Below are 24,526 nucleotides of genomic sequence, written 5' to 3' on the forward strand. Positions count from 1 at the left end.
CTCTTCAGGCCAATCCGGGAAAAAGACTTGGCAGACCGGATATTCCGTCCCATAGTTTCCGGTACGGAAAGAAGGGGAGAGCTTTCCGGGGAGGAGCATGTGGCCCAGGCCGCCGGAATTCACATCGAGATGCCGCTGGGCGTTGTCGTCCGCAAAACACCGGGGGTGACCCGCTGGGCCCGGTGGTCGTGGCGCGCGGTTGCGGTGCTGCCCGGCGCGGGGCCCGCCGATTGGGCCGAGCTCCGGCGCGAGGGCGAGGCGGTCGAATATCACGCCGCCACCCTGACGCTGACCCTCTGGGCCGCCGATGCCGAGGCCTACCGGATCAATCTGGCCGATGGCGTGCCCTCGATCTATCTGGTCCTGCGCGAAACCGACCAGGACGACCGTCCGCTCGACGCGGTGCTGGTCACCGCCTCGCCCTATGAGGGGCAGGACTATGCCGATACGGCGGACGATATCGTGGAAAAGATCCCGATGACGCCGGGCCTGGTGGCCTGGGTGCGCGATTTCACCTTGCAGCACCATCATGCCGAACCCTTTGTCAAACGGCGGCGCGACCGCAAGCGGGTGGACCTGGTCGAGGATGGACGCGGCGACGCGCGTATCCGGCAACAGGCCGATGTCTATCGTGCGCCCAGGCGGAAGGCGGTGCAATGAGCGCAAGGAGCGATTTCTGGAGCCGTCGCCGCGCAGGTGTCGCGGCCGAGGAACGCGCCGAGGCGGCAGCACTCGAACTGCGCGCCCGGGCCGAGGCGCAGGCCGCGCTGGAACAACAGGACGATGCCGAGATCCTGGAGCGCCTCGACCTGCCCGATCCCGACCTGCTGCAACCGGGCGACGATGTCAGCCGCTTCATGAGCGAACTGGTGCCCGACCGTCTGCGCCGCCGGGCGCTGCGCCGTCTCTGGCGGCTGAACCCGGTGCTGGCCAATGTGGACGGGCTGGTGGATTACGGTGAGGATTTCACCGATGCGACCCGGGTGATCGAGGGGTTGCAGACCGCCTATCAGGTCGGCCGGGGCATGTTGCACCATGTCGAGGCGCTGGCGGCACAGGCCGAGGCCGAGACCACACCCGAAACCGATACCCCCGACCTGCCCGCAGACGAGCCGCTGGCAATGGTCGCAACCGAGGCTGCACCCGCAGCCGAGGCGGGCAACGAGGCGGTCCCCTTGCGGGACCCCGAGGCGCCCGCGCCCCCTGCCCCGGTCCTTGACGATGCCGACGACATCGCCCCACCCGCGCCCCGGCGCATGCGTTTCACCTTCGAAGGATAGGGAATGACCCGGACCGAGACAGCCCCATCACCGATCAGCGACGAGGACCGCCTGCGCGCGGATTTCTACAACTTCCTCGGCTTGCTTCTGTCGGCCCCGCCCGACCAGTTGCTGCTCGACCAGATCGCGGGCCTCTCGGGGGACGAGACCGATCTGGGCCAGGCCATCGGGGCGCTGGCCCGGGTGGCGCGGGTGACCAAACCCGCCGCTGCCGAACGCGAGTTCAACGCGCTCTTCATCGGGCTCGGACGGGGCGAGCTGCTGCCCTATGCCAGCTATTACCTGACCGGCTTTCTGAACGAAAAGCCGCTGGCCCAGCTGCGCCAGGACATGGCCGCCCGCGCCATCACCCGCGCCCCGAACGTCTTCGAACCCGAGGACAATATCGCCTCGCTGATGGAGATGATGGCGGGCATGATCGTGGGCCGGTTCTCGGCCCCCGCCCCGCTGGCCGACCAGCGCCTGTTCTGGTCGCGCCATATCGGCCCATGGGCAGGGCATTTCTATTCGGATTTGGAAGGCGCCGAAGCGTCGGTCCTCTATGCCTCGGTCGGCTCCGCCGGCCGGGTGTTCATGGAGATCGAGCGCGAAGCCTTCCGGATGTCGGCGGCCTGAGCCGCCTTTCGCCGGCATCCCCCGCCGGGGGGTGCCAGACCCGCAAATGGAACAGGAGGTTTCCATGAGCAAGACCACCAGAGAAGACGGCGCCAGCCGCCGGGACTTCCTGAAACTGGCCGGAACGGCGGCTCCTGCGGCGGTGGCCGCGGCGGCCCTGGGCCGTACGGCCGAGGCGGCCGCGCTGCCCACCGACGAAACCCGCCTTCAGGACACCGCGCATACCCGCGCCTATCTGGACAGCGCCCGTTTCTGACGAATGGACGCCGTCATCCCCCGGCAGACGGTTGCGTGAGGCCCTGACGCCGGTTCCAACAGGTACCAAGCCAGCCACATGATGTGGCCAGCACGGGAGGTAGAAAATGCTAAGGAAAAAGACCAACGGGGTTGCGCGACGCCCCCAGCGGAACTCGATCCTGTCCCAGGTCGGCGATAGCCATGTCGACCGCCGCGCATTCCTGCGCGGTTCGGGTCTGGCGATCGGCGGCCTGGCCGCGATCAGCGCCACGGGCGGAACCGTGACGCAGGCCAGCGCCCAGACAGCCGCCGGATCGGCGGTTGAGACCGTGAAATCCGTCTGCACCCATTGTTCGGTGGGCTGCACCGTCGTCGCCGAAGTCAAGAACGGCGTCTGGATCGGGCAGGAGCCCGGCTGGGACAGCCCGTTCAACCTGGGCGCCCATTGCGCCAAGGGGGCCTCGGTCCGCGAGCACGCCCATGGCGAACGCCGCCTGAAATACCCGATGAAGAAAGAGGGCGGCGAGTGGAAGCAGATCAGCTGGGAACAGGCCATCGACGAGATCGGCGACGGCATGATGAAGATCCGCGCCGAAAGCGGCCCGGACAGCGTCTATTGGCTGGGCTCGGCCAAGCATAATAACGAACAGGCCTATCTGTTCCGCAAATTCGCCGCCTATTGGGGCACGAACAACGTGGATCACCAGGCCCGTATCTGTCACTCGACGACCGTTGCAGGTGTTGCCAACACCTGGGGCTATGGCGCGATGACGAACAGCTATAACGACATCCACAATTCCAAGGCCATCTTCATCATCGGCGGCAACCCGGCCGAGGCGCATCCCGTCTCGCTATTGCATGTGCTGAAGGCCAAGGAACAGAACAACGCGCCGCTCATCGTCTGCGATCCGCGCTTTACCCGCACGGCGGCCCATGCCGATGAATATGTGCGCTTCCGTCCCGGCACGGACGTGGCCCTGATCTGGGGCATCCTGTGGCACATCTTCGAGAACGGCTGGGAGGACAAGGAGTTCATCCGCACCCGTGTCTGGGGCATGGACCAGATCAAGGCCGAAGTGGCCAACTGGACACCCGAAGAGACCGAGCGCGTGACAGGCGTGCCCGGCAGCCAGTTGAAACGCGTGGCCCGTACCATGGCCAACAACCGCCCCGGCACCGTGATCTGGTGCATGGGCGGCACCCAGCACACCAATGGCAACAACAACACCCGCGCCTATTGCGTGCTCCAGCTGGCGCTGGGCAACATGGGCACCTCGGGTGGCGGCACCAACATCTTCCGCGGCCATGACAACGTGCAGGGTGCAACCGATCTGGGCGTGCTCAGCCACACCCTGCCCGGCTATTACGGCCTGACCGCCGGCGCCTGGGCCCATTGGGCGCGTGTCTGGGGCGAGGATCTGGACTGGCTCAAGGGACAGTTCGCCTCGATCAAGGACAAGGATGGCAAGGACAAGCCGCTGATGAACGAAAGCGGCATCCCGGTCAGCCGCTGGATCGACGGCGTGCTGGAAGACCCCGCCAACATGGATCAGGACAACAATGTCCGTGCCATGGTGCTGTGGGGCCACGCGCCCAACAGCCAGACGCGCGGGCCGGAAATGAAGACGGCGATGGAAAAGCTCGACATGCTTGTCGTGATCGACCCCTATCCCACCGTCTCGGCCGTGATGCATGACCGCACCGACGGGGTCTATCTGCTGCCCGCGTGCACGCAGTTCGAAACCCGTGGCTCGGTCACCGCGTCCAACCGCTCGCTGCAATGGCGCGACAAGGTGGTCGATCCGCTGTTCGAAAGCCTGCCGGACGAGGTCATCATGGCCAAGTTCGCCAACAAGTTCGGCTGGGCCGACCGGCTGTTCCGCAATATCGAGATGGACGACCCGGAAACGCCCAATGTCGAGAGCATCACTCGCGAGTTCAACGCGGGGCTTTGGACGATCGGCTATACCGGCCAGTCGCCCGAGCGGATCAAGAGCCACATGGCCAATCAGCACACCTTCGACCGCACGACATTGCAGGCGATAGGCGGACCCAACGATGGCGAATACTATGGTCTGCCATGGCCCTGCTGGGGCACGGCAGAGATGGGCCATCCCGGTACGCCGAACCTCTATGACATGTCCAAACCGGTGGCCGAGGGCGGGCTGTGCTTCCGCGCCCGGTTCGGGGTGGAACGCGACGGCGACAACCTGCTGGCCGAGGGCGTGTCGAATCCGGGCGCCGAAATTCAGGACGGATACCCTGAATTCACCATGCAGATGCTGATGGATCTGGGATGGGACGGCGATCTGACCGCCGAGGAACGTGCCGCCATCGACGCGGTGGCCGGACCCAAGACCAACTGGAAGACCGACCTTTCGGGCGGTATCCAGCGGGTGGCGATCAAGCATGGCTGCGCGCCCTTCGGCAATGCCAAGGCCCGGGCCGTGGTCTGGACCTTCCCCGACCCGATCCCGCTGCATCGCGAGCCGCTCTATACCAACCGGCGCGACCTTGTGGCGGATTATCCCACCTATGAGGACCGGCATGCCTATCGCCTGCCGACCCTCTATGCCTCGATCCAGAAGAACGACTTTTCAAAGGATTATCCGATAATCCTCACGTCGGGACGTCTGGTCGAATACGAGGGTGGCGGGGAAGAGACCCGGTCGAACCCCTGGCTGGCCGAATTGCAGCAGGACATGTTCGTCGAGATCAACCCGCGCGATGCCAACAATCTGGGCATTCGTGACGGGCAACAGGTCTGGGTCGAGGGCCCCGAGGGCGGCAAGGTCAAGGTGATGGCGATGCTGACCGAACGGGTCGGCGCCGGCGTGGCCTTCATGCCGTTCCATTTCGGCGGTCACTTCCAGGGTGCCGATCTGCGCGAGAAATATCCAAAGGGCGCCGATCCCTATGTGTTGGGCGAGGCCTCGAACACCGCGCAGACCTATGGCTATGACTCTGTGACCCAGATGCAGGAGACCAAGGCCACTCTCTGCAAGATCTCGGCAGCGTAAGGAGGACTGAAAATGGCAAGAGCAAAGTTTCTCTGTGACGCCGAGCGCTGCATCGAGTGCAACGCCTGCGTGACCGCCTGCAAGAACGAGCACGAAGTGCCCTGGGGCATCAACCGCCGCAGGGTGGTGACGATCAATGACGGCAAACCGGGCGAACGCTCGATCTCGGTGGCCTGCATGCATTGTTCGGATGCCCCCTGTATGGCGGTCTGCCCGGTGGACTGCTTCTATCAGACCGAAGACGGTGTGGTGCTGCATTCCAAGGATCTGTGCATCGGCTGCGGCTATTGCTTCTACGCGTGCCCGTTTGGCGCGCCGCAATATCCGCAGGCGGGCAATTTCGGATCGCGCGGCAAGATGGACAAGTGCACTTTCTGCGCCGGTGGCCCGGAAGAGACCCATTCGACGGCCGAATTCGCCAAATACGGGCGCAACCGGATCGCCGAGGGCAAGCTGCCCATCTGCGCCGAGATGTGTTCCACCAAGGCGCTTCTGGCCGGTGACGGCGACGTGGTCTCGGCCATCTACCGCGAACGCGTTGTGGCGCGCGGTTTCGGCACCGGCGCCTGGGGCTGGGGCACGGCCTATGACCAGAAAGGCGGCTGACACCGTCAGACCCTGCGGCGCATGAACTTTGCGCCGCAGGACCAAGAATTTTCTGCGAAAATTCTCGCGCCGCCGCGCTGTTTCGCGGTTTTCCGGCGGCGCGGTTTACACATGAGGTTCCGATGCCGGTTCTGCGACTTCTGATCTGTCTGCTCTGTCTGGCCCTGCCCGCCGTGGCGCAGGAGGCCACGCCGGATCGCTCCGCCACCGGCGGCGCCACCACGCTTGAGGACATTCTGGCCCGGCAACGTGGCGAGGTGGTTGACGATGCCTATCGCTCCACCAATACCGGCAGCCAGACAGCACCGCTCGAGGCGCAGTTGGGCGTACGCGGCGGCGCCTCGGACAGCGAGATTTACCGCGCCCTGCGCTATGGCGCGGCGGATGTCACCGTCTCGGCGCGCGGCCCCGCCGCCGATGTGATCATCCAGGACGATGGCATGTGGTGGCTGACCCTGCGCGAGGGCGCGCTGCGCGATTATGGCACCTATGCGCTGGGGGGCATGATCGTCGTGCTGGCCCTGTTCTATCTGCTGCGTGGCCGCATCCGCATCGACGGTGCCAAGACCGGGCGCAGCGTGACCCGCTTTGCCGCCTTTGAACGGTTCGGGCACTGGCTGTTTGCCGGGTCGTTCCTGGTGTTGGCAGCGTCGGGCCTGATCACGCTTTATGGCCGCGACGTCCTGATCCCGCTCTTGGGCAAGGAGGCCTTTGCCAGCCTCGCGCTGGCCTGCAAATGGGTACACAACAACATCGCCTGGGCCTTCATGCTGGGACTGGCCATCGTGACGGTGAACTGGATCGCGCATAACATTCCCAACCGGCATGATCTGAAATGGCTGGCTGTGGGCGGTGGCCTGTTCAGCAAGGGGATGCATCCGCCCGCGAAGAAATTCAACGCGGGACAAAAGATCATCTTCTGGCTGTGTATCCTGCTCGGCCTGTCGATCTCGCTGTCCGGACTGTCGCTGCTGTTTCCCTTTGAAATGCCGATGTTTGCCAAGACCTTTGCGCTGGCCAATGCCACCGGCCTGCCACAGGCCATGGGGCTGGCCCTGCCCGAGGTGATGACCCCGCATCAGGAAATGCAGTACGCTCAGCTCTGGCACCTGATCGTGGCCTTTGCGTTCATCACCATCATCATCGCCCATATCTATCTGGGCTCGCTGGGGATGGAGGGCGCGTTCGATGCCATGGGATCGGGCGAGGTCGAGGAGCAATGGGCCCGCGAACACCATTCGCTGTGGCTGGACGAGGTGAAATCGGCCGAGGCCAGCAAGGCCAGGCCCAGCCCGGCGGAATGATGCGGGCGCTGGCGCTCGTGCTGCTGCTCTGGCCCGCCTGCGCGGCGGCAGATTTCTTTACCCTGAAGGGTCACGGTGGGCCGATCATGGGCATCGCCGTCGGCCCAGACGGGCAGATCGCCACCGCCAGTTTTGACAATTCCGTGGGGCTGTGGACCGGGCGGGCGCCGCATTGGTTCGAAGGGCACGAGGCCGCCGTCAACACGGTCGCGTTTCATGGCGGCGTGCTCTACTCGGCGGGCGACGATTTCACCCTGCGCCGCTGGCCCGAGGGCACCGTGCTGGGCCGCCACAAGGGCAAGATCACCGGTCTTGCCCTGTCGGACACCCATGCCGCCACCGCCAGCTGGGACGGCACCATCGGCCTCTGGTCGCTGGACAGCGCGGCGCCGCGCAGCCTCGATGCCGACAGCGGCGTGAATGCGGTCGCCTTCTCTCCCGATGGCGCGCAGCTTTATTCCGCTGGCATGGATGGCCTGCTGCGGCTTTGGGATGTTGCGAGCGGCAGCGAGCTGCGCCAGATCACCCGCCACGGGTTCGGCATCAACGAGATCGTTCTGAATGCGCCCGATGGCTGGCTGGCCTATGGCGCGGTCGATGGGGTGACGCGGGTCATCGACCTTGCCACCGGGGCCGAGCGCGACTTTACCCTCGACCGCCGCCCGGTTCTGGCGCTGGCACTCAGCCCCGACCGCAGCCAGCTCGCTGTGGGCGATGGCGAGGGCTATATCATGGTGATCGACACGGACAGCTGGCGCATCGCCCGCGATTTCCGCGCCACCCTGCGCGGCCCGGTCTGGGCACTGGCCTTTTCGCCCGATGGCGCGAATATCCACGCCGGTGGGATCGACGACACGATGTACAGCTGGCCGGTGGCCTCGCTTTCGGAACATGGCAAGATGGCAAGCGGCGAGCGCAGCTTTCTGAAATCCCCCGAGGACATGGACAATGGCGAGCGGCAGTTTGCCCGCAAATGCTCGATCTGCCACGCGCTGACATCGGATGGCGGACGCCGGGCCGGTCCCACTCTCTACCAGATATTCGGCCGCCGCGCGGGCACCCAGCCCGGCTATCTCTATTCCGACACTCTGGCGGGGTCGGAGATCGTCTGGACCGAAGACAGCATCAATTCGCTTTTCGATCTGGGCCCGGACCATTACATTCCGGGATCTAAGATGCCCATGCAACGGATCACCGGCGCCCAGGACCGCGCCGACCTGATCGCCTATCTGCGCCGGGCCACCCTGGCAAAGGAGCAGCCATGAAAGCCTTTCTCAGCGCCGTTGTCCTGATGGCCATCATCACCGTCGCCGCACCGCAGATTCTGAACCGTGCGGGCTTTTCCGCCGCTGAACGCGGCACCGGCGCGGATGTGCGTCTCGACTGAATGGCCGAGTTCCTGACCACCCGCGAGCTGGCCGACCTGCTCAGGATCGGCGAGCGCAAGGCCTATGACCTCGCCGCCTCGGGCGAGGTGCCGCATGTGCGCGCGATGGGCAAGCTGCTGTTTCCACGGGCCGAGGTACTGGCCTGGCTCAACGCCTCGCGCGCGGGGCCGCAGGTGGCCGAGCCGCCCCTGCCCCCGATCCTGGCGGGCAGCCATGACCCGCTGCTCGACTGGGCGCTAAGGGAAAGCGGCGCCGGGCTGGCCACCTACTATGACGGCTCCTTCGACGGGCTGATCCGGCTGAAAGAGCGCAGCGCCCAGGCCGCGGCGCTGCATATCCGCGAGGCAGACGGGTTTAACACCACATCCCTGAGGGACGCCGTCGGAGAGGCGCCGGTGGTGCTGATCGAGATCGCGCGGCGCCAGCGCGGATTGCTGCTGGCACCCGGGATCACCGGCATCAGAGGGATCGCCGATCTGCGCGGACGCAAGGTTGCAATGCGCCAGGCCAGCGCCGCCAGCCAGCACCTTTTCCTTGCCGAGCTGGAGAAACTGGGCCTCTCCCCCGCCGATCTCGCGCCAGACCCCACCTGCGCCCGCACCGAAGAGGACCTCGCCCAGCTTCTGCAATCGGGCAAGGCCGAGGCGGGATTTGGTCTGGGCGCCCTTGCGTCGCCCCACGGTCTTGGCTTCATCCCCACCCATGAAGAGCGGTTCGACCTGGCGATCTGGCGCCGCGCCGTTTTCGATCCGCCGATGACCCGGCTGATGGCCTTCCTGCAAAGCCCCGCCTTTGCCGCCCGCGCAGCCGAAATGGGGGGCTATGACCTCAGCGGCCTTGGCACCGTCCATCACAACGGCGCCAGCGGCTGACTGCATAGTCCCCCTTCATTCCGCCCAAAATACTCCCGCCGGAGGCGAGATTTTTCGTCGAAAATTCTCTCCCTGCCGCAGCCGTGCCGGACTATTTCGCGTTGGGAAAGAACAGCTGCTGACCGTCCAGCGTATAGCCCTCGATCGCCGCCTGCCCGTCCGCGCCGGTCAGCCAGTCGACGAACCGCTGCCCGGCTTCGGCCTTGACGCCGGGATGCTTCTCGGGGTTGACCAGGATCACCCCATACTGGTTGAACAGCCGCGCGTCGCCCTCGACCGCGATCACAAGGTCACCCTTGTTGGCAAAGGCGATCCAGGTGGCGCGATCGGTCAGCGCATAGGCGCCCATGCCGGCCGCCAGGTTCAGCGTCGCCCCCATGCCCGAACCGGTCTCTCGATACCAGCCGCCCGAGGCAGCAGACACGTCGATACCCGCGCTCTGCCAGTGGCGCAGCTCGGCCTTATGGGTGCCGCTGTCATCCCCGCGCGAGGCAAAGGGCGCCTCAACCTCTGCAATCGCGCTCAGCGCCGCCACGATATCGCTGCCACCGCGCACGCCCGCCGGGTCCGAGGCCGGGCCGACCAGCACGAAATCGTTGTACATCACATCGAGGCGTTCGACACCCCAGCCCTCGGCCACGAATTTCTCCTCGGCCGCCCTGGCATGCACCAGCAGCACATCGCCATCACCATTGGCGGCGTTCTTGATCGCCTGGCCGGTGCCCACCGCGACCACCCGCACCTCGATCCCGGTCTCGGCCTCGAACGCGGGCAGAATATGGTCCAGCAGGCCCGAATTCTGGGTAGAGGTGGTGGATTGCACCACGATGAACTCTCCCGCCTGCGCCAGAGTGCCTGCCATCAGGCCAAGCGCAAGCGCGCTCGCGCGGAAAACACTTCCGATCATGTCCAGTCTCCGTAAAGGTTCAGAAAATCAGCTCTCCGGCCAGGAAACGACGCACCGCTCCGCTGGCCGGGTCATCCAGCACCTGAGCGGCAGGTCCGTGTTCCACCACCTGCCCGCCCATCATCACCACCACATCCGCCGCCAGCCGCCGGGCCTGGCCGATGTCATGGGTTACCATCACGATCCGCACGCCACGGGCGCTGGCGCGCAGCACCAGCGATTCGACCGCCTGGGTCGCGCCCGGGTCCAGCGCGCTGGTGGGTTCGTCGAGGAACAGCACCTCGGGTTCGGTGGCCAGCGCACGCAGGATCGCCAACCGCTGCGCCTCGCCCACAGACAGCGAGCGGGCCCCCTGGCGTGCGCGCGACGGCAATCCGCCCTCGGCCAGCAACGCCGCGATCCGGGCCTGACGCTGCGCCCGGTTCAGACCCCGGCGGCGCAGGACGAAATCGAGATTGCCCGCCACCGAGCGGCGCAGCATCACGGGCCGCTGGAAGACCATGGCCTGGCTGGCCCGCTCCTCGGCGTCAAGCGCGCGCCCATTCTGCCGCACTGTCCCGGCATCGGCCTGGATCAACCCATGCAGGCAGCGCAACAGCAGGCTCTTGCCCGCTCCGTTCGGTCCCAGGATCACCGTAGGCCCCGGCCCGCCCAGCCTCAGATACGGCACATCCAGCAGGCTCTGGCCACGACGCGAGATGCGCAAGCCCTGCGTCTCGATCACCAGCCCGCTTTCCTCGACCAGATCACGCATGGGCCAGCGCCTCGGCACGGCTGCGCGCGCCCAGCAGGCTGACCAGCGCATTGACCGCGACGGCAATCCCGATCAGGACCGCCCCAAGCGCCAACGCCAGCGCCAGATTGCCCTTGGAGGTCTCAAGCGCGATCGCGGTGGTCATCACACGGGTCACGTGGTTGATATTGCCGCCAACGATGATCACCGCGCCCACCTCGGCAATGGCACGGCCAAAACCAGCCAGCAGCGCGGTCAGCAACGCCACCCGCCCGTCCCACAACAGCACCGGCACCGTGGCCAGCCGCGAGAGGCCCAGGCTGCGCATCTGTTCGGCATATTCGGCATCCAGCATCTCGACCACCTGACGGGTCAAGGCGGCGATGATCGGGGTAACCAGAACCACCTGCGCGATGATCATGGCTGTTGGCGTATAAAGCAGTTGCAGCACGCCAAGCGGGCCCGAGCGCGACAGCATCAGATAGACAATCAGCCCGACCACAACCGGTGGCAGCCCCATCAGCGCATTGACCAGCACCACCATCGCGCGGCGACCGGGAAACCGCCCGACGGCCAGCGCAGCCCCCAGCGGCATCCCGATCAGAGCCGCGCAGAGGACCGCAAAAAGCGACACGCGCAGCGACAGGCCCACGATCCCGAGCAACTCGGAATCACCAGCCAGGACCAGGGTAAACGCAGCCTGCATTTCTTGCGCAAAATTTTGCATTTTATTCCAACCTGGATGGACCTGCGATCATTGAGGTACATTTTGCAACTCAATGCATATCACGCCCTCGTATCCCGTCCCAACCAAAACCGACATCCGCGCACAAAAAAGCGCGGCCCCAAACGGGACCGCGCCTGCCGAGGTCGCCTCGGCGTAGCTTTCCAGACGTTACTTCAGTGCCGCGTCGGTGATCTCGTGGGTCCAGGCGCCCTCGGGCGTCTTGGTGATCACAGGGTCCGAGCCGCCTGCCAGCAGCGTGGCAACCGTGCGGTCGAAGTCGGCTGGATCCAGCGCGCCGTTCGACCCGGCGGTCAGCTTGGCGATCTCACCCATCATGCGAACCTGATGCGCCTCGGTCTGGGCACCGGTGGCGTCATTGTCCAGAACGATGCCCGCGGCCTCGTCCGGGTTGGCCTCGGCATATTTCCAGCCTTTCATCGAGGCACGCACAAAGCGGGTCATCTTGTCCTTGAACGCGTCGTCCTTGAGGTTGTCCTCGAGCACATAGATGCCGTCCTCCAGCGTGGCGACACCCATGTCCTCGTATTTGAAGGTCACCAGTTCGTCCTCGCTGACACCGGCATCCAGCACCTGACCATATTCGTTATAGGTCATGGTCGAGATGCAATCGGCCTGACGTTGCAGAAGCGGGTCGACGTTGAAGCCCTGCTTCAGCACGGTCACACCGTCGGCGCCGCCATCGGTGCTGATCCCCTCCTGGCTCATCCAGCTCAGGAACGGGTATTCATTGCCAAAGAACCAGACGCCGATGGTCTTGCCCTTGAAATCCTGCGGCCCGGTGATGCCGGTATCCTTCCAGCAGGTCAGCATCAGGCCCGAGGATTTGAAGGGCTGCGCGATATTCACCACCGGCAGGCCCTTTTCCCGCGCAGCCAGCGCCGAGGGCATCCAGTTCAGCATCGCATCGGCGCCGCCACCGGCCAGCACCTGCGGCGGGGCGATGTCGGGGCCGCCGGGCAGGATGGTGACATCCAGACCCTCTTCGTCGTAATAGCCCTTGTCCAGCGCCACGTAATAGCCGGCGAACTGCGCCTGGGTGACCCATTGCAGTTGCAGCTTGACCTCGTCCGCGGCCAGGGCCGGACCAGCCGCCAGGGCCAGGGCAAGCGCCGCGCCATTCAACAGTTTCTTCATGATTTCACTCCTTGTTGGTTGTTCAATTCTGTGCCCCGGTTCGGTCCGGGATCTTGTCGCATATCTGTCAGCCTAGCGTCTCTGCGAGGGGTGCCAAAAGGTGACATGATGTTCGATCAGCGCCACCAGCCCATAGAACAGCGTTCCCGCCAGCGCCGCCACCACGATTTCGGCCCAGACCATGTCCAGCGCCAGTTGTCCGACACTGGTCGAGATACGGAACCCCATGCCCAATGTCGGCGAGCCGAAGAACTCGGCCACGATCGCCCCGATCAGGGCCAGCGTGGTCGAGATCTTGAGCCCGTTGAAGATGAAGGGCATCGCCGCCGGCAGCCGCAGCTTGAAGAAGCTCTGCCAATAGCTGGCGGCATAGGTCTCCATCAGGTCGCGCTGCATCGCCGTGGTTTCACGCAGGCCCGCCACGGTGTTGACCAGCATCGGAAAGAACACCATCACCACGACGACAGCGGCCTTGCTCTGCCAGTCGAAGCCGAACCACATCACCAGGATCGGTGCAGTGCCAACGATGGGCAGGGCCGCCACGAAATTGCCCACCGGCAACAGGCCCAGCCGCAGGAACTCGGACCGGTCCACCGCAACCGCCATCAGGAACGCGGCACCGCAGCCGATCAGATAGCCGCTCAGCGCCCCCTTGACGAAGGTCTGCACGAAATCCGCCCAGAGGATCGGCAGGCTGCCCGCGAACCGTGCCGCGATCAGCGAAGGCGCGGGCAAGATCACCAGCGGCACCTCCAGGCCCCGTACCACCAGCTCCCACACGATCAGGATCGTCGCGCCAAAAATCAGCGGCACCGCCAGTTGCACCGAACGGGTCTCGGCCTGCGGCCCCTCGGCCAGCCGCGTGTTCAGCCACCAGGCCGCGCCCCAGACGAGCAAAGCCACCAGAACCAGCATCATCCGCGCATCCCCCCAATCTTCTTCTGTTCCAAAATACCTCGGGGGAGTCGCGCCCGCGCGACGGGGGCAGCGCCCCCCCTATGCCGTGCCATCCTCATGCCATCCCCATCCGCTTTAGAACCAGCCGCTCGATCACCCCCAGCAGCCCCACCAGACAGGCCGCCAGGATCGCTGCCCCGAACAGGGCCGACCAAATCTGTACGGTCTGGCCATAATAGCTGCCCGCCAGCAGCCGCGCACCCAGACCTGAAACCGCTCCGGTCGGCAACTCACCCACGATGGCCCCGACCAGCGAGGCCGCGATCCCGATCTTGAGCGAGGCAAAGAGATAAGGCATCGAGGCCGGCAGCCGCAGTTTCCAAAAGGTCTCGCCCTTCGAGGCATTGTACGTTCTCAGCAGGTCAAGCTGCATCGCATCGGGGCTGCGCAGCCCCTTGACCATACCGACCACGACCGGGAAAAAGCTCAGATAGGCCGAGATCACCGCCTTGGGGATGATCCCCTGAACACCCACCGAATAAAGCACCACGATGATCATCGGCGCCAGCGCGATGATCGGAATGGTCTGGCTGACGATGGCCCAGGGCATCACCGACATGTCCATGACACGGGAATGCACGATCCCCACCGCCAGCAACACACCCAGAACGGTGCCGATGCCGAACCCCAGCAATGTAGCACTCAGCGTTACCCAGCCATGATAGACAAGGCTGCGTTTCGAGGTGATCTTCTTCATCACCGTGGTGTCCCACAGTTCGATCGCCACCTGATGGGGCGCCGGCAGGCGCGGACGCTCCTGCGCCCAGGTCTCGGGCACGGCAAACCCGTTCTTCAGCGCCAGCGAGACACCGCTCATCTCGCGCCGGGCGGCACCATCGGACGGCTCCACCACCGCCCCGCCGCGTTCCGCCGTCACCAGCACACCGTGAATGTTCATCGGCACGCAGGCCGCATACCAGAGCCCAACGATCGCAGCGAGGACGGTCAGAACCGCAAGCAGAGATTTCATGCCGTCCCTCCCCGCGCGCGCAACTCCGATTTCCTGCAAGGAAATCGGGCCGGAATTCGTGCCGAATTCCGGTTCCGCCCGGCCTCGTCGCCGCGCATCCAGAAACCCAGCTCAGTCATCGGCATGCCCCGCCCTGAGACCCTCGCGCACCCGATGTGCCACCTCGATGAATTCCTTGCTGTCTCGAATATCCAGCGGCCGCTCCCTGGGCAGCGGGCTTTCGATCACATCGGTGATCCGGCCCGGGCGCGGGCTCATCACCACGATCTTGGTCGAGAGATAAACCGCCTCGGGAATCGAATGGGTGACGAACCCGATGGTCTTGCCGGTCCGCGCCCAAAGCGCCAGCAACTGCTCGTTCAGGTGATCGCGCACGATCTCGTCCAGCGCCCCGAACGGCTCGTCCATCAGCAGGATATCGGCGTCGAAGGCCAGTGCGCGGGCGATGCTGGCGCGCTGCTGCATCCCGCCCGACAGCTGCCAGGGGAATTTGCCACCAAACCCAGCCAGATCAACGAGTTCCAGAACTTTTCTCACCCGTTCTTCCTGCTCTTGCCGGGAAAACCCCATGATCTCGAGCGGCAGTTTGATATTCTTGGCGATGGTCCGCCACGGGTACAAGCCCGCCGCCTGAAACACATAGCCATAGGCGCGCTTGCGCCGCGCCTCGTCGGGTGTCATCCCGTTCACCGTCAGGCTGCCACCCGTCGGTGTTTCCAGCGCCGCGATACAGCGCAGGAATGTCGTCTTGCCACAGCCCGACGGCCCGATGAAACTGACGAAATCGCCCTTGTTGATTTCCAGGTTCACGTCCTTGAGCGCGTGAACCGGGCCGTCATTGGTCTGAAACGTCAGATCCAGCCCCTTGGCCGAAACCACGCTTGACAACTCCTGCTGCTGCCCCGTCCCATTCATAGTGTCATTATCCTGTTGGAGACCCCCGAGCGATGCCCGATCAGATGCCAGATACCTGCCAAAAACTCCGCCTTGGCGAAACCTATGCCGGCAAGCAGGGGTTCAATTATTTTCAAGGGATCGCACGCGAGACGACCGGAGCCCGATCCATTTGCATGCACATGCTGCGCATTCCACCGGGTGGCAGGGCCAAGGCCCATCTGCACGCCGACCACGAGACCGCGATCTACGTGATCGAGGGCTCGGCAATCATGTACTGGGGCCCTGCGCTGGAACACCGGATGGAGACCAATGCGGGCGATCTGATCTATATCCCCGCCGGTGTCCCGCACCTGCCGATCAACACCGGCCAGACCGAGGCCGTCGCCATCCTGGCCCGCACCGATCCGCACGAGCAGGAGAGTGTCGTTCTCCTGCCCGAACTGGATGCGCTTGTGCCCGAATAGGCGCATCAGACCCCCGTCGCTGGAATGCCCGACCGTTCCACCGGACGCGGTGCGGTCAGTTCTTTCCAGCTGCTCAGCGCCCGGTTCACCGGCGTGTTCGCCTCGCGCGCCACGAACTTGCCATGGCCCTCCTGGGTGCGGATTTCGCCATCATGGACCGCCACCTGGCCGCGCGTCAGGGTAAAGCGCGGCAGGCCCTTGACCTCCTTGCCTTCGAACACGTTATAGTCGATGGCCGATTGCTGGCTGCCTGCGCTGATCGTCTTGGATTTCTCCGGGTCCCAGACCACCAGATCGGCGTCGGCACCGACCAGAACGGCACCTTTTTTCGGATAGCAATTCAATATCTTGGCGATATTCGTTGATGTAACCGCCACAAATTCGTTCGGCGTCAGGCGACCGGTTGCCACCCCATGAGTCCACAGCATCGGCATCCGGTCCTCCAGCCCGCCGGTGCCATTGGGGATCTTCGAGAAATCGCCCACGCCATAGCGTTTCTGTTCGGTGGTAAAGGCGCAGTGATCGGTGGCCACCACGCTCAGCGAGCCAGATTGCAGGCCCGCCCACAGGCTGTCCTGATGCTGCTTGTTGCGGAAGGGCGGTGACATCACGCGCCGTGCCGCATGATCCCAGTCCGGGTGGAAATACTCGCTCTCGTCCAATGTCAGATGCTGGATCAGCGGCTCGCCCCAAACCCGCTTGCCTTGCATGCGGGCGCGCCGGATCGCCTCGTGTGACTCCTCGCACGAGGTATGCACCACATAAAGCGGCACACCCGCCATGTCGGCGATCATGATGGCGCGATTGGTGGCCTCGCCCTCGACCTGGGACGGGCGCGAATAGGCATGCGCCTCGGGGCCGGTATTGCCCTCGGCCAAGAGGCGCGCGGTCATCTCGGCCACCACATCGCCGTTTTCGGCATGGACCATGGCAATGCCACCCAGTTCGGCCAGGCGGTTGAACGAGGCAAACAGCTCGTCATCGTTCACCATCAGCGCGCCCTTGTAGGCGAGGAAATGCTTGAACGTGTTGATCCCGCGCGTCTCGATCACGGTCTTCATGTCGTTGAAGACCTGCTCGCCCCACCAGGTCACCGCCATGTGGAAGGAATAGTCGCAATTGGCCCGGGTCGATTTGTTGTCCCAGCGCTTGATCGCGTCCAGCAGGCTCTCGCCCTGATTGGGCAGGCAGAAATCCACCACCATCGTGGTGCCGCCCGCCAGCCCGGCGCGGGTGCCGCTCTCGAAATCGTCGCTGGAATAGGTGCCCATAAAGGGCATCTCCAGATGCACATGGGGATCGATGCCGCCGGGCATCACGTAACAGCCGGTGGCGTCCAACTCCTTGTCACCGCTCAGCCCCGGGCCGATTTCGGTGATCACGCCGTTCTCGATCCGCACATCCGCCTTATAGGTCAGATCGGCGGTGACAACGGTGCCGTTCCTGATGACTGTGCTCATTTGCTTGAACTCCCTGTTTTCTTGTCAGACCGACCCGAAACAGCCGATCGCATTGCCATGCACCCCGATATCCAGCGGCCCGAACGGCCCCTCGACACAGAGCGAGAAACATCCCGCCTGCGGCAGGTAGACGACCAGATAGGGGCCATTCGGCCGCGTGACCGCCCAACCCTGCCCCATCACGCCGCCGCTGAACTGCACTTCCACAACCTCCGGCTCTTGCCGCAAAGCCGCGAAATCGCGCAGCGTGGCCCGACCCACCGCATCCAATGGCGCGTTCGAAAGATCGGCCTCAACTGCCGCCCTCACCCGTTTGCGCATTATGGCCGTGTCCGGCACCATCCCCTGTCCTTCATTTCGCCGAAAATACTCCGGGGGGTTCGGGGGGCAGCGCCCCCCGCTGGTCCGGGGGCATTGCCCCCGGATCACTCCACGATTTCCGCCGTCTCCACCACCGCATGGAACAGCACATCCGTACCAGCGGCGGCCCAGTCCTTCGATATCTCCTCGGCCTCGTTATGGCTCAGCCCGTCGACGCAGGGACACATCACCATAGCCGTCGGCGCCACCCGGTTGATCCAGCAGGCATCATGGCCCGCGCCCGAGATGATGTTCATATGGCTGTATCCCAGCCGCTCGGCCGCGTTGCGAATGGCCGAGACACAGCCTTCGTCAAAGGCCACCGGGTCGAAGCCGCCCACCTTCTCAAAGGCGATCTCCAGCCCCATCGCATCGGCGATCCTCTGGCCCTCGACGCGCAGCCGCGCCTCCATATCCTCGATCACCGACAATTCGGGGCTGCGGAAATCGACCGTGAACACCACCTTTCCCGGGATCACGTTGCGCGAGTTCGGGTAGACGTCGATGTGACCCGCCGCCCCAACCGCATGAGGCGCATGGCTGAGCGCGATCTCGTCCACCTTTTCCAGCACCCGCGCCATGCCCAGCCCGGCATTGCGCCGCATCGGCATGGGCGTCGAGCCGGTATGGGCATCCTTGCCGGTGATCGTGACCTGTGTCCAGCTCAGCCCCTGGCCATGGGTGACAACGCCGATATCCTTGCCCTCGGCCTCCAGGATCGGCCCCTGTTCGATATGCAGCTCGAAAAACGCATGCATCTTGCGCGCGCCCACCTCTTCCTCGCCACGCCAGCCGATCCGCGACAGCTCGTCGCCAAAGCTCTTTCCTTCGGCATCGGTGCGCGCATAGGCCCAGTCCTGCGTATGCATACCGGCAAACACCCCCGAACTCAGCATCGCGGGGGCAAAGCGCGTACCCTCCTCGTTGGTCCAGTTGGTGGCGACGATGGGGTGTTTGGTGCGGATGCCCAGGTCGTTCAGGGTGCGGATCACCTCTAGTCCCGCCAGAACCCCCAGCACCCCGTCATATTTGCCGCCCGTGGGCTGGGTATCCAGATGCGAGCCCACATAGACCGGCAGCGCATCCGGGTCGGTTCCCGCCCGCATGCCGAACATGTTGCCCATCTGGTCCAGCCCCATGGAACATCCCGCCGCCTCGCACCATTGCTGAAACAGCGCGCGCCCTTCGCCATCTTCGTCAGTCAGGGTCTGGCGGTTGTTGCCGCCCGCCACGCCGGGGCCGATCTTGGCCATCTCCATCAGACTGTCCCACAACCTGTCGCCGTTGATTCTGAGATTCTGTGCCGGAGCCGCCATACCTGTTCCCCTGTTGCTTGCTTTGCGTTCTTGCTGGCCTAGCTATTTGACCAACTGGTCAAACTCACGCTATCACGGGTTTGACACCAGTCAAGAAATAGCCGAGTTCCCCTGCAAGATTCCGTCACTTCGACGGGCAAGCGAAGGAAAAATCAGCAGATCATGCCTCAGGACCGTGCGCCGACCCGTATCCAGAAGAAAAACCGCGCCGCCATCCTGGACGCCGCGTTGAACGTATTCTCGGCGCATGGGTTCCGAGGCGCGACGGTGGATCAGATCGCCGCCGAGGCAGGGTTGAGCAAACCCAACCTGCTCTACTATTTCCCATCGAAAGAGGCGATGCACGAGGCTCTTCTGGCCGAGTTGCTCGATACCTGGCTGGATCCGCTGCGCGCGCTCGACGATCAGGGCGAGCCGCTGACCGAGCTTCTGGCCTATGTCCACCGCAAACTGGAGATGAGCCGCGATTACCCCCGCGAAAGCCGCCTGTTCGCCAACGAGATCGTACAAGGCGCCCCGCGCATTTATCAGGCCCTGAGCGAAGACCTGAAGGCGCTGGTCGATGACAAGGTGGCGTTGCTCGAAGCCTGGATGGCAACGGGCCGGATCGCCCGCGTTCATCCCTATCACCTGCTGTTCTCGATCTGGTCGCTGACCCAGCATTACGCGGATTTCGACGTGCAGGTGCGTGCGGTTCTGGGCAACGAGGATCCCTTCGACGGCGCCGATGTGTTTCTCGATACACTCTACCGGCGACTGCTCAGCCCGCGTCCGGAGTAATCTCTGTTTTCTCAGTCTCGACCTCATCGGACTCACCGCTTGCCAGCGCCGCGGTTTCAGGCGTGGTGGCGCGGGCGGCGGGCGCGGGCACAAAGCTCGATTTGTCGGCCTCGTCCACTGGCGCACGCAACAGGATCCGCAGGCCAGAGAACAGGATCAGCAGCACATGCGCCGCCGCCGAGGTCATGAACAGACCGGTTCCGCCCAGGGTCTCCATTCCGACCCCTGCCAGCAAGGGCCCCAGGATCGATCCAACCCCGTAAAGCATCAGCAGCCCGCCGCTGACCTGAATAGCCTGATCGGCGGCGGCGTGATCGTTGGCATGGGCAATGATGATCGGATACATGGCATAGATCGCCGCGCCGAACAGCGAGGCCAGCACGAGGTTCAGCATCCGGGTTTCCGGCGACAGCGCGATAAAGACCATATCGACCGCCAGCGCCAGGGCCGCGACACCGATCAGCACCGCGCGCCGGTCCAACCGGTCCGACAGCCAGCCGATGGGGATCTGCGACACCGCGCCCGCCAGCACAGGCAGACTGGCAAACAGCGCCACCGTCGTAAGCGCCAGCCCGATCCCATCGGCATAGACCGCCGACAACGTGCCAAAGGCGCTGTTCGACACGCCGACACACAGCACCCCGATCACCGCCACGGGAGAGTTGCGCCAGAGCGCCATCAGGTCGAGACGGACACTGACCAGCGGTTTTGGCACCGCCTTGGAGGACATCGCCGTCGGCATCAGCGCCAGACAGTAAAAGATCGCGGGCAGGACAAAGAACAGAAAGCCCGACGTATCACCCATCGTCAGCACCAGTTGCCCGGCGGTCGAGGCACCGAGGTTCACCATCGTATAGAGTCCGAAGATGCGACCGCGCGTGCTCGGCTCGGCCCGTTCGCTCAGCCAGCTTTCGACGATCATCGCCGCCCCGGCAAAGCAGAAACCAGACATGGCGCGCAGTGGAATCCAGGTCCAGGGCGTCAGAAGCAACAAAGACATCAGCACGGCGACCGCGGCAAATCCGGACATTACGCTGAAGGCGCGCACATGGCCGACCTTCCCCACCAGCCGCGGCGTATAGAAACATCCCGCGACATAGCCAAATGCCCACCCCGTCCCCAGAAGACCCAGCGCCGAGGCACTGAACCCTTCCTGCGCGCCCCGGATCGGCAGAATCAGGCTGTTCATGCCCCCCGCGAAAAGCAGCAAGGCAGAGCCAAGCAACAAGGCACTTACGGGAAGAAGCTGACGTACCATGGGGACCTGCCGACTGAACACACCCTTGTCCCGAAGTATCCGCGCGACGGCCTGGAGACAAGACAAGGCCTTGGGGTCAATTCAGCCTTTCTTTACCATAACCTGCTGAGGTGAGGCATGCAGAGTCCGCCTCACCCCGATCAGGCCCGCCGCTGGCTGGAACAGATTTTTGCCACACGCGCTGTTCAACGCGGCGCGGTCGTCCGCAGATCCATCGCCTGGGTTGACCGCGAAGTCGGCAAGGAGCGCTTCCTGACCGAAATGCGCCGCAGGAACTTCCACGTGATCGAAACGGCGGATCAGTTCGTCGTGGTCTGCCACAACGGACCGATCCGCCTTCTGTTCTGAGAAAATTCGACGAATTTTCTCAAGCAGAGATTTTTCGTCGAAAAATCTCGGTCCTCACTCTGCCGCGCGTGCCATCGGGTTGTTGGGATGCGTGGTCCAGTTGGCATAATCGGCCTTCACCACCTTGCCGGTGCGCGGGTCGGTTTCGCCCGGCTGCATCGGCACCATCGAGATGCACCCCTCGATCGGGCAGACATCGACGCAGAGGTTGCAGGCGACGCATTCGTCATCCATCACCTCGAACACCCGGTCCTCGGACATGGAAATCGCCTGATGCGAGGTATCCTCGCAGGCGGCATAGCAGCGGCCACATTTGATGCACTGATCCTGATCGATTTTCGCCTTGGCGATGTAGTTCAGGTTCAGATACTGCCAATCGGTCACATTGGGCACCGCGCGCCCGACGAAATCGCTGACGCTGGTGTATCCCTTCTCATCCATCCACTGGCTGAGGCCGGATTTCATCTCTTCCACCACGCGGAAGCCATAGGTCATCGCCGCGGTGCAGACCTGTACGGTGCCGCAGCCGAGGCTCATGAACTCGGCCGCGTCACGCCAAGTGGTCACCCCGCCGATGCCGCTGATCGGCAATCCCTGCGTTTCCGGGTCGCGCGAGATCTCTGCCACCATATTCATCGCAATCGGTTTCACCGCCGGGCCGCAATAACCGCCATGGCTGCCCTTGCCGTCGATCGAGGGTTCGGGGCTGAAATTATCCAGGTTCACCGACGTGATGGAACTGATTGTATTGATGAGAGAAACCGCATCCGCACCGCCGTTTTTCGCGGCCCGTGCCGGATAGCGGATATCGGTGATATTGGGTGTCAGCTTCACGATCACCGGCTTGTCGTAATGGGTCTTGCACCAGCGCGTGACCATCTCGATATATTCGGGAACCTGGCCCACCGCAGCACCCATGCCACGCTCGCTCATCCCATGCGGGCAGCCGAAATTGAGCTCGATTCCATCGGCCCCGGTTTCAGCCACCCGCGGGAGGATCGCTTTCCACGCCGCTTCCTCGCAGGGCACCATGATCGACACGATCACCGCCCTGTCGGGGTAATCCGCCTTGACCCGCGCGATCTCTTCCAGGTTGGTTTCCAGCGGGCGGTCGGTGATCAGCTCGATGTTGTTGAGGCCCAACAGCCGCCGGTCGGCACCATAAATGGCGCCGTAGCGCGGGCCGTTGACGTTCACCACCGGCGGCCCTTCGGAGCCAAGCGTCTTCCACACGACGCCGCCCCATCCGGCCTCAAAGGCGCGGCGGACGTTATATTCCTTGTCGGTCGGTGGCGCCGAGGCCAGCCAGAACGGGTTCGGGCTTTCGATACCCAGAAAGTTTGTCTTCAAATCAGCCATTTATACGGCCTCCCTGATGTGCTTTCGCATCCTTGTTCGGTGTCACGCGCTTAGTTGTGCGTGGATGTCCATGGCGGCATCGCGGCCTTCAGCCACGGCGGTCACGGTCAGGTCCTCACCGCCGCTGGCACAGTCGCCGCCGGCCCAGACCCCGGGCACCGAAGTGCGACCCGCACCTTCGACCTTGATTTTGCGGCCATCCAGTTCCAGCCCCTCTGGCGCGCCTTCCAGCGTCTGGCCGATGGCCTTGAACACCTGATCGGCAGCCAGACGGATGGTCTCGCCCGTTCCGGTCACCGAACCGCCCGCGCTGGTGGTGTACTCCAGTTCGATCTCGACCGCCGCGCCATTTCCGTGCACCGCCACCGGCATCACGTTGAACATCAGCCTGACGCCTTTGGACGCGGCCAGATCCTGTTCGAACCCGCTGGCCCCCATCTCGGCGCGCGAACGGCGATAAGCAACGGTCACGTTCTCGGCGCCCAACAGTTTCGACTGCACGGCGGCGTCTATCGCGGTCATGCCGCCGCCAATCACCACCACGTTGCGCCCCACCGGCAGCGCCGACAGGTCGCCCGCCTGGCGCAGTTCGGCGATGAAATCGACCGCGTCGCGGACGCCCTCCTTGTCCTCGCCCGCCGCGCGCAGGGCGTTCACCCCGGCAAGGCCAATGGACAGGAATACCGCGTCATAGTCGGCGCGCAGCGCATCGAGCGTGAGGCCCTGCCCCAGGGCCGAGCCCTGCTCAACCGTGATGCCGCCGATTTGCAGCAGCCAGTCCACCTCGGCCCCGGCAAAGCCACCGGTCGCCTTGTAGGCCGCGATACCGAATTCGTTCAGCCCGCCGGCCTTGGGCCGCGCCTCGTGGATGACCACGTCATGGCCCAGCATCGCCAGACGATGCGCGCAGGCCAGCCCCGCAGGCCCTGCGCCAACAACCGCCACGCGCTTGCCGGTGGACGCCGCGCGGGTAAAGGGATGCACGCCGCGCGCCATCAGCGTGTCGGTGGCATAGCGTTGCAGCCGCCCGATCTCGACCGGCTTGCCCTCGGCCGCCTCGCGCACACAGGCCTCTTCGCAGAGCGTCTCGGTGGGGCAGACGCGGGCGCACATGCCGCCCAGGATATTCTGCTCCAGAATGGTGCGTGCCGCTGCCTCGGGGTGGCCGGTCTGGATCTGCCGGATGAACAGCGGAATGTCGATCTCGGTCGGACAGGCCGTCTGACACGGCGCGTCGTAGCAGAAATAGCAGCGATCCGCAGCCACCGCCGCCTCATGCGGCGCATAGGCCGGATGCAGATCGTCGAAATTCGCGGCAAGTTCGTCGCTGGAAAGCCGCCCGGCGACAATGCCGGGAGCCATCTGGCCCTGTGCCATCGTTCTTCTCCCTGAAGATATGTTCGTTATTGGGGTCAGCTTGCCACATCCAGAAATTTTATCAACTGGTAAAATTTATCTTTCGGTCAAAAATGAAGAACCCGGACGAATTCGCCCGGGTCCGCAAGGCTGGGTG

Annotated in this window: 26 protein-coding genes; 13 read left to right on the forward strand and 13 right to left on the reverse strand. The window is 64.3% G+C overall.

The features are described from left to right. Positions 1-99: 99 nt before the first annotated feature. The 10 genes from AC2FLM_RS12290 to AC2FLM_RS12335 all read left to right on the forward strand — a co-directional run bounded on the left by AC2FLM_RS12290 (position 100) and on the right by AC2FLM_RS12335 (position 9,322). Complete coding sequence (locus AC2FLM_RS12290) at positions 100-660, forward strand: DUF3305 domain-containing protein (RefSeq protein ID WP_496858242.1); 561 nt, start codon at positions 100-102, stop codon at positions 658-660. Then, on the forward strand, positions 657-1,280 hold the full coding sequence (locus AC2FLM_RS12295; protein WP_496858244.1) for a DUF3306 domain-containing protein: 624 nt from the start codon (positions 657-659) through the stop codon (positions 1,278-1,280). The genes AC2FLM_RS12290 and AC2FLM_RS12295 overlap by 4 nt, the downstream gene beginning before the upstream one ends. A gap of 3 nt (positions 1,281-1,283) precedes the next feature. Then, positions 1,284-1,895, forward strand: coding sequence for a TorD/DmsD family molecular chaperone (locus AC2FLM_RS12300; RefSeq protein ID WP_234220072.1), 612 nt, complete (start codon positions 1,284-1,286; stop codon positions 1,893-1,895). Positions 1,896-1,959: 64 nt separating this feature from the next. Beyond that, a complete protein-coding gene (locus AC2FLM_RS12305; protein ID WP_496858246.1) occupies positions 1,960-2,151 on the forward strand; it encodes a twin-arginine translocation signal domain-containing protein in 192 nt (63 codons plus the stop codon). 106 nt (positions 2,152-2,257) lie between these two features. Then, entirely contained in the window at positions 2,258-5,152 is a 2,895-nt protein-coding gene (locus AC2FLM_RS12310) for a formate dehydrogenase subunit alpha (protein WP_496858248.1), read from the forward strand. Between the two features lie 12 nt (positions 5,153-5,164). After that, positions 5,165-5,758 carry a formate dehydrogenase FDH3 subunit beta gene (gene fdh3B / locus AC2FLM_RS12315; RefSeq protein WP_011047528.1) on the forward strand — a complete coding sequence of 198 codons (594 nt, stop codon included), beginning with the start codon at positions 5,165-5,167 and terminating at the stop codon, positions 5,756-5,758. Positions 5,759-5,880: 122 nt separating this feature from the next. Further along, positions 5,881-7,062, forward strand: coding sequence for a formate dehydrogenase subunit gamma (locus AC2FLM_RS12320; RefSeq protein ID WP_234220069.1), 1,182 nt, complete (start codon positions 5,881-5,883; stop codon positions 7,060-7,062). Continuing rightward, positions 7,062-8,327 carry a c-type cytochrome gene (locus AC2FLM_RS12325; RefSeq protein ID WP_496858347.1) on the forward strand — a complete coding sequence of 422 codons (1,266 nt, stop codon included), beginning with the start codon at positions 7,062-7,064 and terminating at the stop codon, positions 8,325-8,327. The genes AC2FLM_RS12320 and AC2FLM_RS12325 overlap by 1 nt, the downstream gene beginning before the upstream one ends. Continuing rightward, a complete protein-coding gene (locus AC2FLM_RS12330) occupies positions 8,324-8,449 on the forward strand; it encodes a hypothetical protein (RefSeq protein ID WP_255699818.1) in 126 nt (41 codons plus the stop codon). Before AC2FLM_RS12325 ends, AC2FLM_RS12330 begins: the two co-directional genes overlap by 4 nt. Next, the gene (locus tag AC2FLM_RS12335) at positions 8,450-9,322 is read left to right on the forward strand and encodes a substrate-binding domain-containing protein (protein WP_234220068.1); all 873 of its coding nucleotides are present in this window, start codon (positions 8,450-8,452) and stop codon (positions 9,320-9,322) included. Between the two features lie 91 nt (positions 9,323-9,413). Here AC2FLM_RS12335 and AC2FLM_RS12340 read toward each other — a convergent pair whose 3' ends face one another. From AC2FLM_RS12340 to AC2FLM_RS12370, 7 genes are all read right to left on the reverse strand, one after another. Continuing rightward, on the reverse strand, positions 9,414-10,229 hold the full coding sequence (locus AC2FLM_RS12340; RefSeq protein WP_496858250.1) for an ABC transporter substrate-binding protein: 816 nt from the start codon (positions 10,227-10,229) through the stop codon (positions 9,414-9,416). A 19-nt stretch (positions 10,230-10,248) separates the two neighbouring features. Then, positions 10,249-10,983: an ATP-binding cassette domain-containing protein gene (locus tag AC2FLM_RS12345; protein WP_234162456.1), complete on the reverse strand. Its 735-nt coding sequence runs from the start codon at positions 10,981-10,983 to the stop codon at positions 10,249-10,251. Next, positions 10,976-11,689: an ABC transporter permease gene (locus AC2FLM_RS12350; protein WP_234136538.1), complete on the reverse strand. Its 714-nt coding sequence runs from the start codon at positions 11,687-11,689 to the stop codon at positions 10,976-10,978. The genes AC2FLM_RS12345 and AC2FLM_RS12350 overlap by 8 nt, the downstream gene beginning before the upstream one ends. Before the next feature lie 168 nt (positions 11,690-11,857). After that, positions 11,858-12,844, reverse strand: a complete 987-nt coding sequence (locus AC2FLM_RS12355) for an ABC transporter substrate-binding protein (protein ID WP_234136537.1) — start codon at positions 12,842-12,844, stop codon at positions 11,858-11,860. A 72-nt stretch (positions 12,845-12,916) separates the two neighbouring features. Then, positions 12,917-13,762: an ABC transporter permease gene (locus AC2FLM_RS12360; protein WP_234220066.1), complete on the reverse strand. Its 846-nt coding sequence runs from the start codon at positions 13,760-13,762 to the stop codon at positions 12,917-12,919. Between the two features lie 94 nt (positions 13,763-13,856). Further along, a complete protein-coding gene (locus AC2FLM_RS12365) occupies positions 13,857-14,771 on the reverse strand; it encodes an ABC transporter permease (RefSeq protein WP_234166707.1) in 915 nt (304 codons plus the stop codon). A 111-nt stretch (positions 14,772-14,882) separates the two neighbouring features. Next, positions 14,883-15,686, reverse strand: a complete 804-nt coding sequence (locus AC2FLM_RS12370; protein ID WP_496858254.1) for an ABC transporter ATP-binding protein — start codon at positions 15,684-15,686, stop codon at positions 14,883-14,885. A gap of 155 nt (positions 15,687-15,841) precedes the next feature. Between AC2FLM_RS12370 and AC2FLM_RS12375 the strand changes: the two genes are divergently transcribed. Further along, positions 15,842-16,132, forward strand: coding sequence for a cupin domain-containing protein (locus tag AC2FLM_RS12375; RefSeq protein WP_234136533.1), 291 nt, complete (start codon positions 15,842-15,844; stop codon positions 16,130-16,132). A 5-nt stretch (positions 16,133-16,137) separates the two neighbouring features. On the opposite strand, the gene hydA is transcribed toward AC2FLM_RS12375, so the two are convergent. The 3 genes from hydA to AC2FLM_RS12390 all read right to left on the reverse strand — a co-directional run bounded on the left by hydA (position 16,138) and on the right by AC2FLM_RS12390 (position 19,268). After that, entirely contained in the window at positions 16,138-17,592 is a 1,455-nt protein-coding gene (gene hydA, locus AC2FLM_RS12380) for a dihydropyrimidinase (protein ID WP_234145105.1), read from the reverse strand. Between the two features lie 24 nt (positions 17,593-17,616). Continuing rightward, positions 17,617-17,934 carry a hypothetical protein gene (locus tag AC2FLM_RS12385; protein ID WP_234136531.1) on the reverse strand — a complete coding sequence of 106 codons (318 nt, stop codon included), beginning with the start codon at positions 17,932-17,934 and terminating at the stop codon, positions 17,617-17,619. An 83-nt stretch (positions 17,935-18,017) separates the two neighbouring features. Further along, positions 18,018-19,268 carry a Zn-dependent hydrolase gene (locus AC2FLM_RS12390; RefSeq protein ID WP_496858257.1) on the reverse strand — a complete coding sequence of 417 codons (1,251 nt, stop codon included), beginning with the start codon at positions 19,266-19,268 and terminating at the stop codon, positions 18,018-18,020. A 162-nt stretch (positions 19,269-19,430) separates the two neighbouring features. Here AC2FLM_RS12390 and AC2FLM_RS12395 point away from each other — a divergent pair, with 162 nt between their 5' ends. Further along, the gene (locus tag AC2FLM_RS12395) at positions 19,431-20,048 is read left to right on the forward strand and encodes a TetR/AcrR family transcriptional regulator (protein WP_496858259.1); all 618 of its coding nucleotides are present in this window, start codon (positions 19,431-19,433) and stop codon (positions 20,046-20,048) included. Here the strand turns inward: AC2FLM_RS12395 and AC2FLM_RS12400 are convergent. Beyond that, complete coding sequence (locus AC2FLM_RS12400) at positions 20,029-21,306, reverse strand: MFS transporter (protein ID WP_234183663.1); 1,278 nt, start codon at positions 21,304-21,306, stop codon at positions 20,029-20,031. The two genes, AC2FLM_RS12395 and AC2FLM_RS12400, sit on opposite strands and share 20 nt — an antisense overlap. 117 nt (positions 21,307-21,423) lie before the next feature. On the opposite strand from AC2FLM_RS12400, the gene AC2FLM_RS12405 reads away from it, so the two are divergent. Next, positions 21,424-21,654 (forward strand): N-(5'-phosphoribosyl)anthranilate isomerase, encoded by a 231-nt coding sequence (locus AC2FLM_RS12405; protein WP_496858261.1) that lies wholly within the window; start codon positions 21,424-21,426, stop codon positions 21,652-21,654. Positions 21,655-21,708: 54 nt separating this feature from the next. Here AC2FLM_RS12405 and preA read toward each other — a convergent pair whose 3' ends face one another. Together preA and AC2FLM_RS12415 are read right to left on the reverse strand one after the other, a co-directional pair. Continuing rightward, positions 21,709-23,013, reverse strand: coding sequence for an NAD-dependent dihydropyrimidine dehydrogenase subunit PreA (gene preA / locus AC2FLM_RS12410; protein WP_496858263.1), 1,305 nt, complete (start codon positions 23,011-23,013; stop codon positions 21,709-21,711). 42 nt (positions 23,014-23,055) lie between these two features. Beyond that, entirely contained in the window at positions 23,056-24,390 is a 1,335-nt protein-coding gene (locus tag AC2FLM_RS12415) for an NAD(P)-dependent oxidoreductase (RefSeq protein ID WP_496858265.1), read from the reverse strand. Positions 24,391-24,526: the final 136 nt, after the last annotated feature.

Source organism: Ruegeria sp. SAZD011 (assembly GCF_059612545.1).

Bases quoted from the DNA above. Each gene is read 5' to 3' on its own strand.
- AC2FLM_RS12295 (WP_496858244.1), top strand. From the start codon at position 657: ATGAGCGCAAGGAGCGATTTCTGGAGCCGTCGCCGCGCAGGTGTCGCG.
- AC2FLM_RS12300 (WP_234220072.1), top strand. From the start codon at position 1,284: ATGACCCGGACCGAGACAGCCCCATCACCGATCAGCGACGAGGACCGC.
- AC2FLM_RS12305 (WP_496858246.1), top strand. From the start codon at position 1,960: ATGAGCAAGACCACCAGAGAAGACGGCGCCAGCCGCCGGGACTTCCTG.
- AC2FLM_RS12310 (WP_496858248.1), top strand. From the start codon at position 2,258: ATGCTAAGGAAAAAGACCAACGGGGTTGCGCGACGCCCCCAGCGGAAC.
- fdh3B (WP_011047528.1), top strand. From the start codon at position 5,165: ATGGCAAGAGCAAAGTTTCTCTGTGACGCCGAGCGCTGCATCGAGTGC.
- AC2FLM_RS12320 (WP_234220069.1), top strand. From the start codon at position 5,881: ATGCCGGTTCTGCGACTTCTGATCTGTCTGCTCTGTCTGGCCCTGCCC.
- AC2FLM_RS12325 (WP_496858347.1), top strand. From the start codon at position 7,062: ATGCGGGCGCTGGCGCTCGTGCTGCTGCTCTGGCCCGCCTGCGCGGCG.
- AC2FLM_RS12330 (WP_255699818.1), top strand. From the start codon at position 8,324: ATGAAAGCCTTTCTCAGCGCCGTTGTCCTGATGGCCATCATCACCGTC.
- AC2FLM_RS12335 (WP_234220068.1), top strand. From the start codon at position 8,450: ATGGCCGAGTTCCTGACCACCCGCGAGCTGGCCGACCTGCTCAGGATC.
- AC2FLM_RS12340 (WP_496858250.1), bottom strand. From the start codon at position 10,229: ATGATCGGAAGTGTTTTCCGCGCGAGCGCGCTTGCGCTTGGCCTGATG.
- AC2FLM_RS12345 (WP_234162456.1), bottom strand. From the start codon at position 10,983: ATGCGTGATCTGGTCGAGGAAAGCGGGCTGGTGATCGAGACGCAGGGC.
- AC2FLM_RS12350 (WP_234136538.1), bottom strand. From the start codon at position 11,689: ATGCAAAATTTTGCGCAAGAAATGCAGGCTGCGTTTACCCTGGTCCTG.
- AC2FLM_RS12355 (WP_234136537.1), bottom strand. From the start codon at position 12,844: ATGAAGAAACTGTTGAATGGCGCGGCGCTTGCCCTGGCCCTGGCGGCT.
- AC2FLM_RS12360 (WP_234220066.1), bottom strand. From the start codon at position 13,762: ATGATGCTGGTTCTGGTGGCTTTGCTCGTCTGGGGCGCGGCCTGGTGG.
- AC2FLM_RS12365 (WP_234166707.1), bottom strand. From the start codon at position 14,771: ATGAAATCTCTGCTTGCGGTTCTGACCGTCCTCGCTGCGATCGTTGGG.
- AC2FLM_RS12370 (WP_496858254.1), bottom strand. From the start codon at position 15,686: ATGAATGGGACGGGGCAGCAGCAGGAGTTGTCAAGCGTGGTTTCGGCC.
- AC2FLM_RS12375 (WP_234136533.1), top strand. From the start codon at position 15,842: ATGCACATGCTGCGCATTCCACCGGGTGGCAGGGCCAAGGCCCATCTG.
- hydA (WP_234145105.1), bottom strand. From the start codon at position 17,592: ATGAGCACAGTCATCAGGAACGGCACCGTTGTCACCGCCGATCTGACC.
- AC2FLM_RS12385 (WP_234136531.1), bottom strand. From the start codon at position 17,934: ATGGTGCCGGACACGGCCATAATGCGCAAACGGGTGAGGGCGGCAGTT.
- AC2FLM_RS12390 (WP_496858257.1), bottom strand. From the start codon at position 19,268: ATGGCGGCTCCGGCACAGAATCTCAGAATCAACGGCGACAGGTTGTGG.
- AC2FLM_RS12395 (WP_496858259.1), top strand. From the start codon at position 19,431: ATGCCTCAGGACCGTGCGCCGACCCGTATCCAGAAGAAAAACCGCGCC.
- AC2FLM_RS12400 (WP_234183663.1), bottom strand. From the start codon at position 21,306: ATGGTACGTCAGCTTCTTCCCGTAAGTGCCTTGTTGCTTGGCTCTGCC.
- AC2FLM_RS12405 (WP_496858261.1), top strand. From the start codon at position 21,424: ATGCAGAGTCCGCCTCACCCCGATCAGGCCCGCCGCTGGCTGGAACAG.
- preA (WP_496858263.1), bottom strand. From the start codon at position 23,013: ATGGCTGATTTGAAGACAAACTTTCTGGGTATCGAAAGCCCGAACCCG.
- AC2FLM_RS12415 (WP_496858265.1), bottom strand. From the start codon at position 24,390: ATGGCACAGGGCCAGATGGCTCCCGGCATTGTCGCCGGGCGGCTTTCC.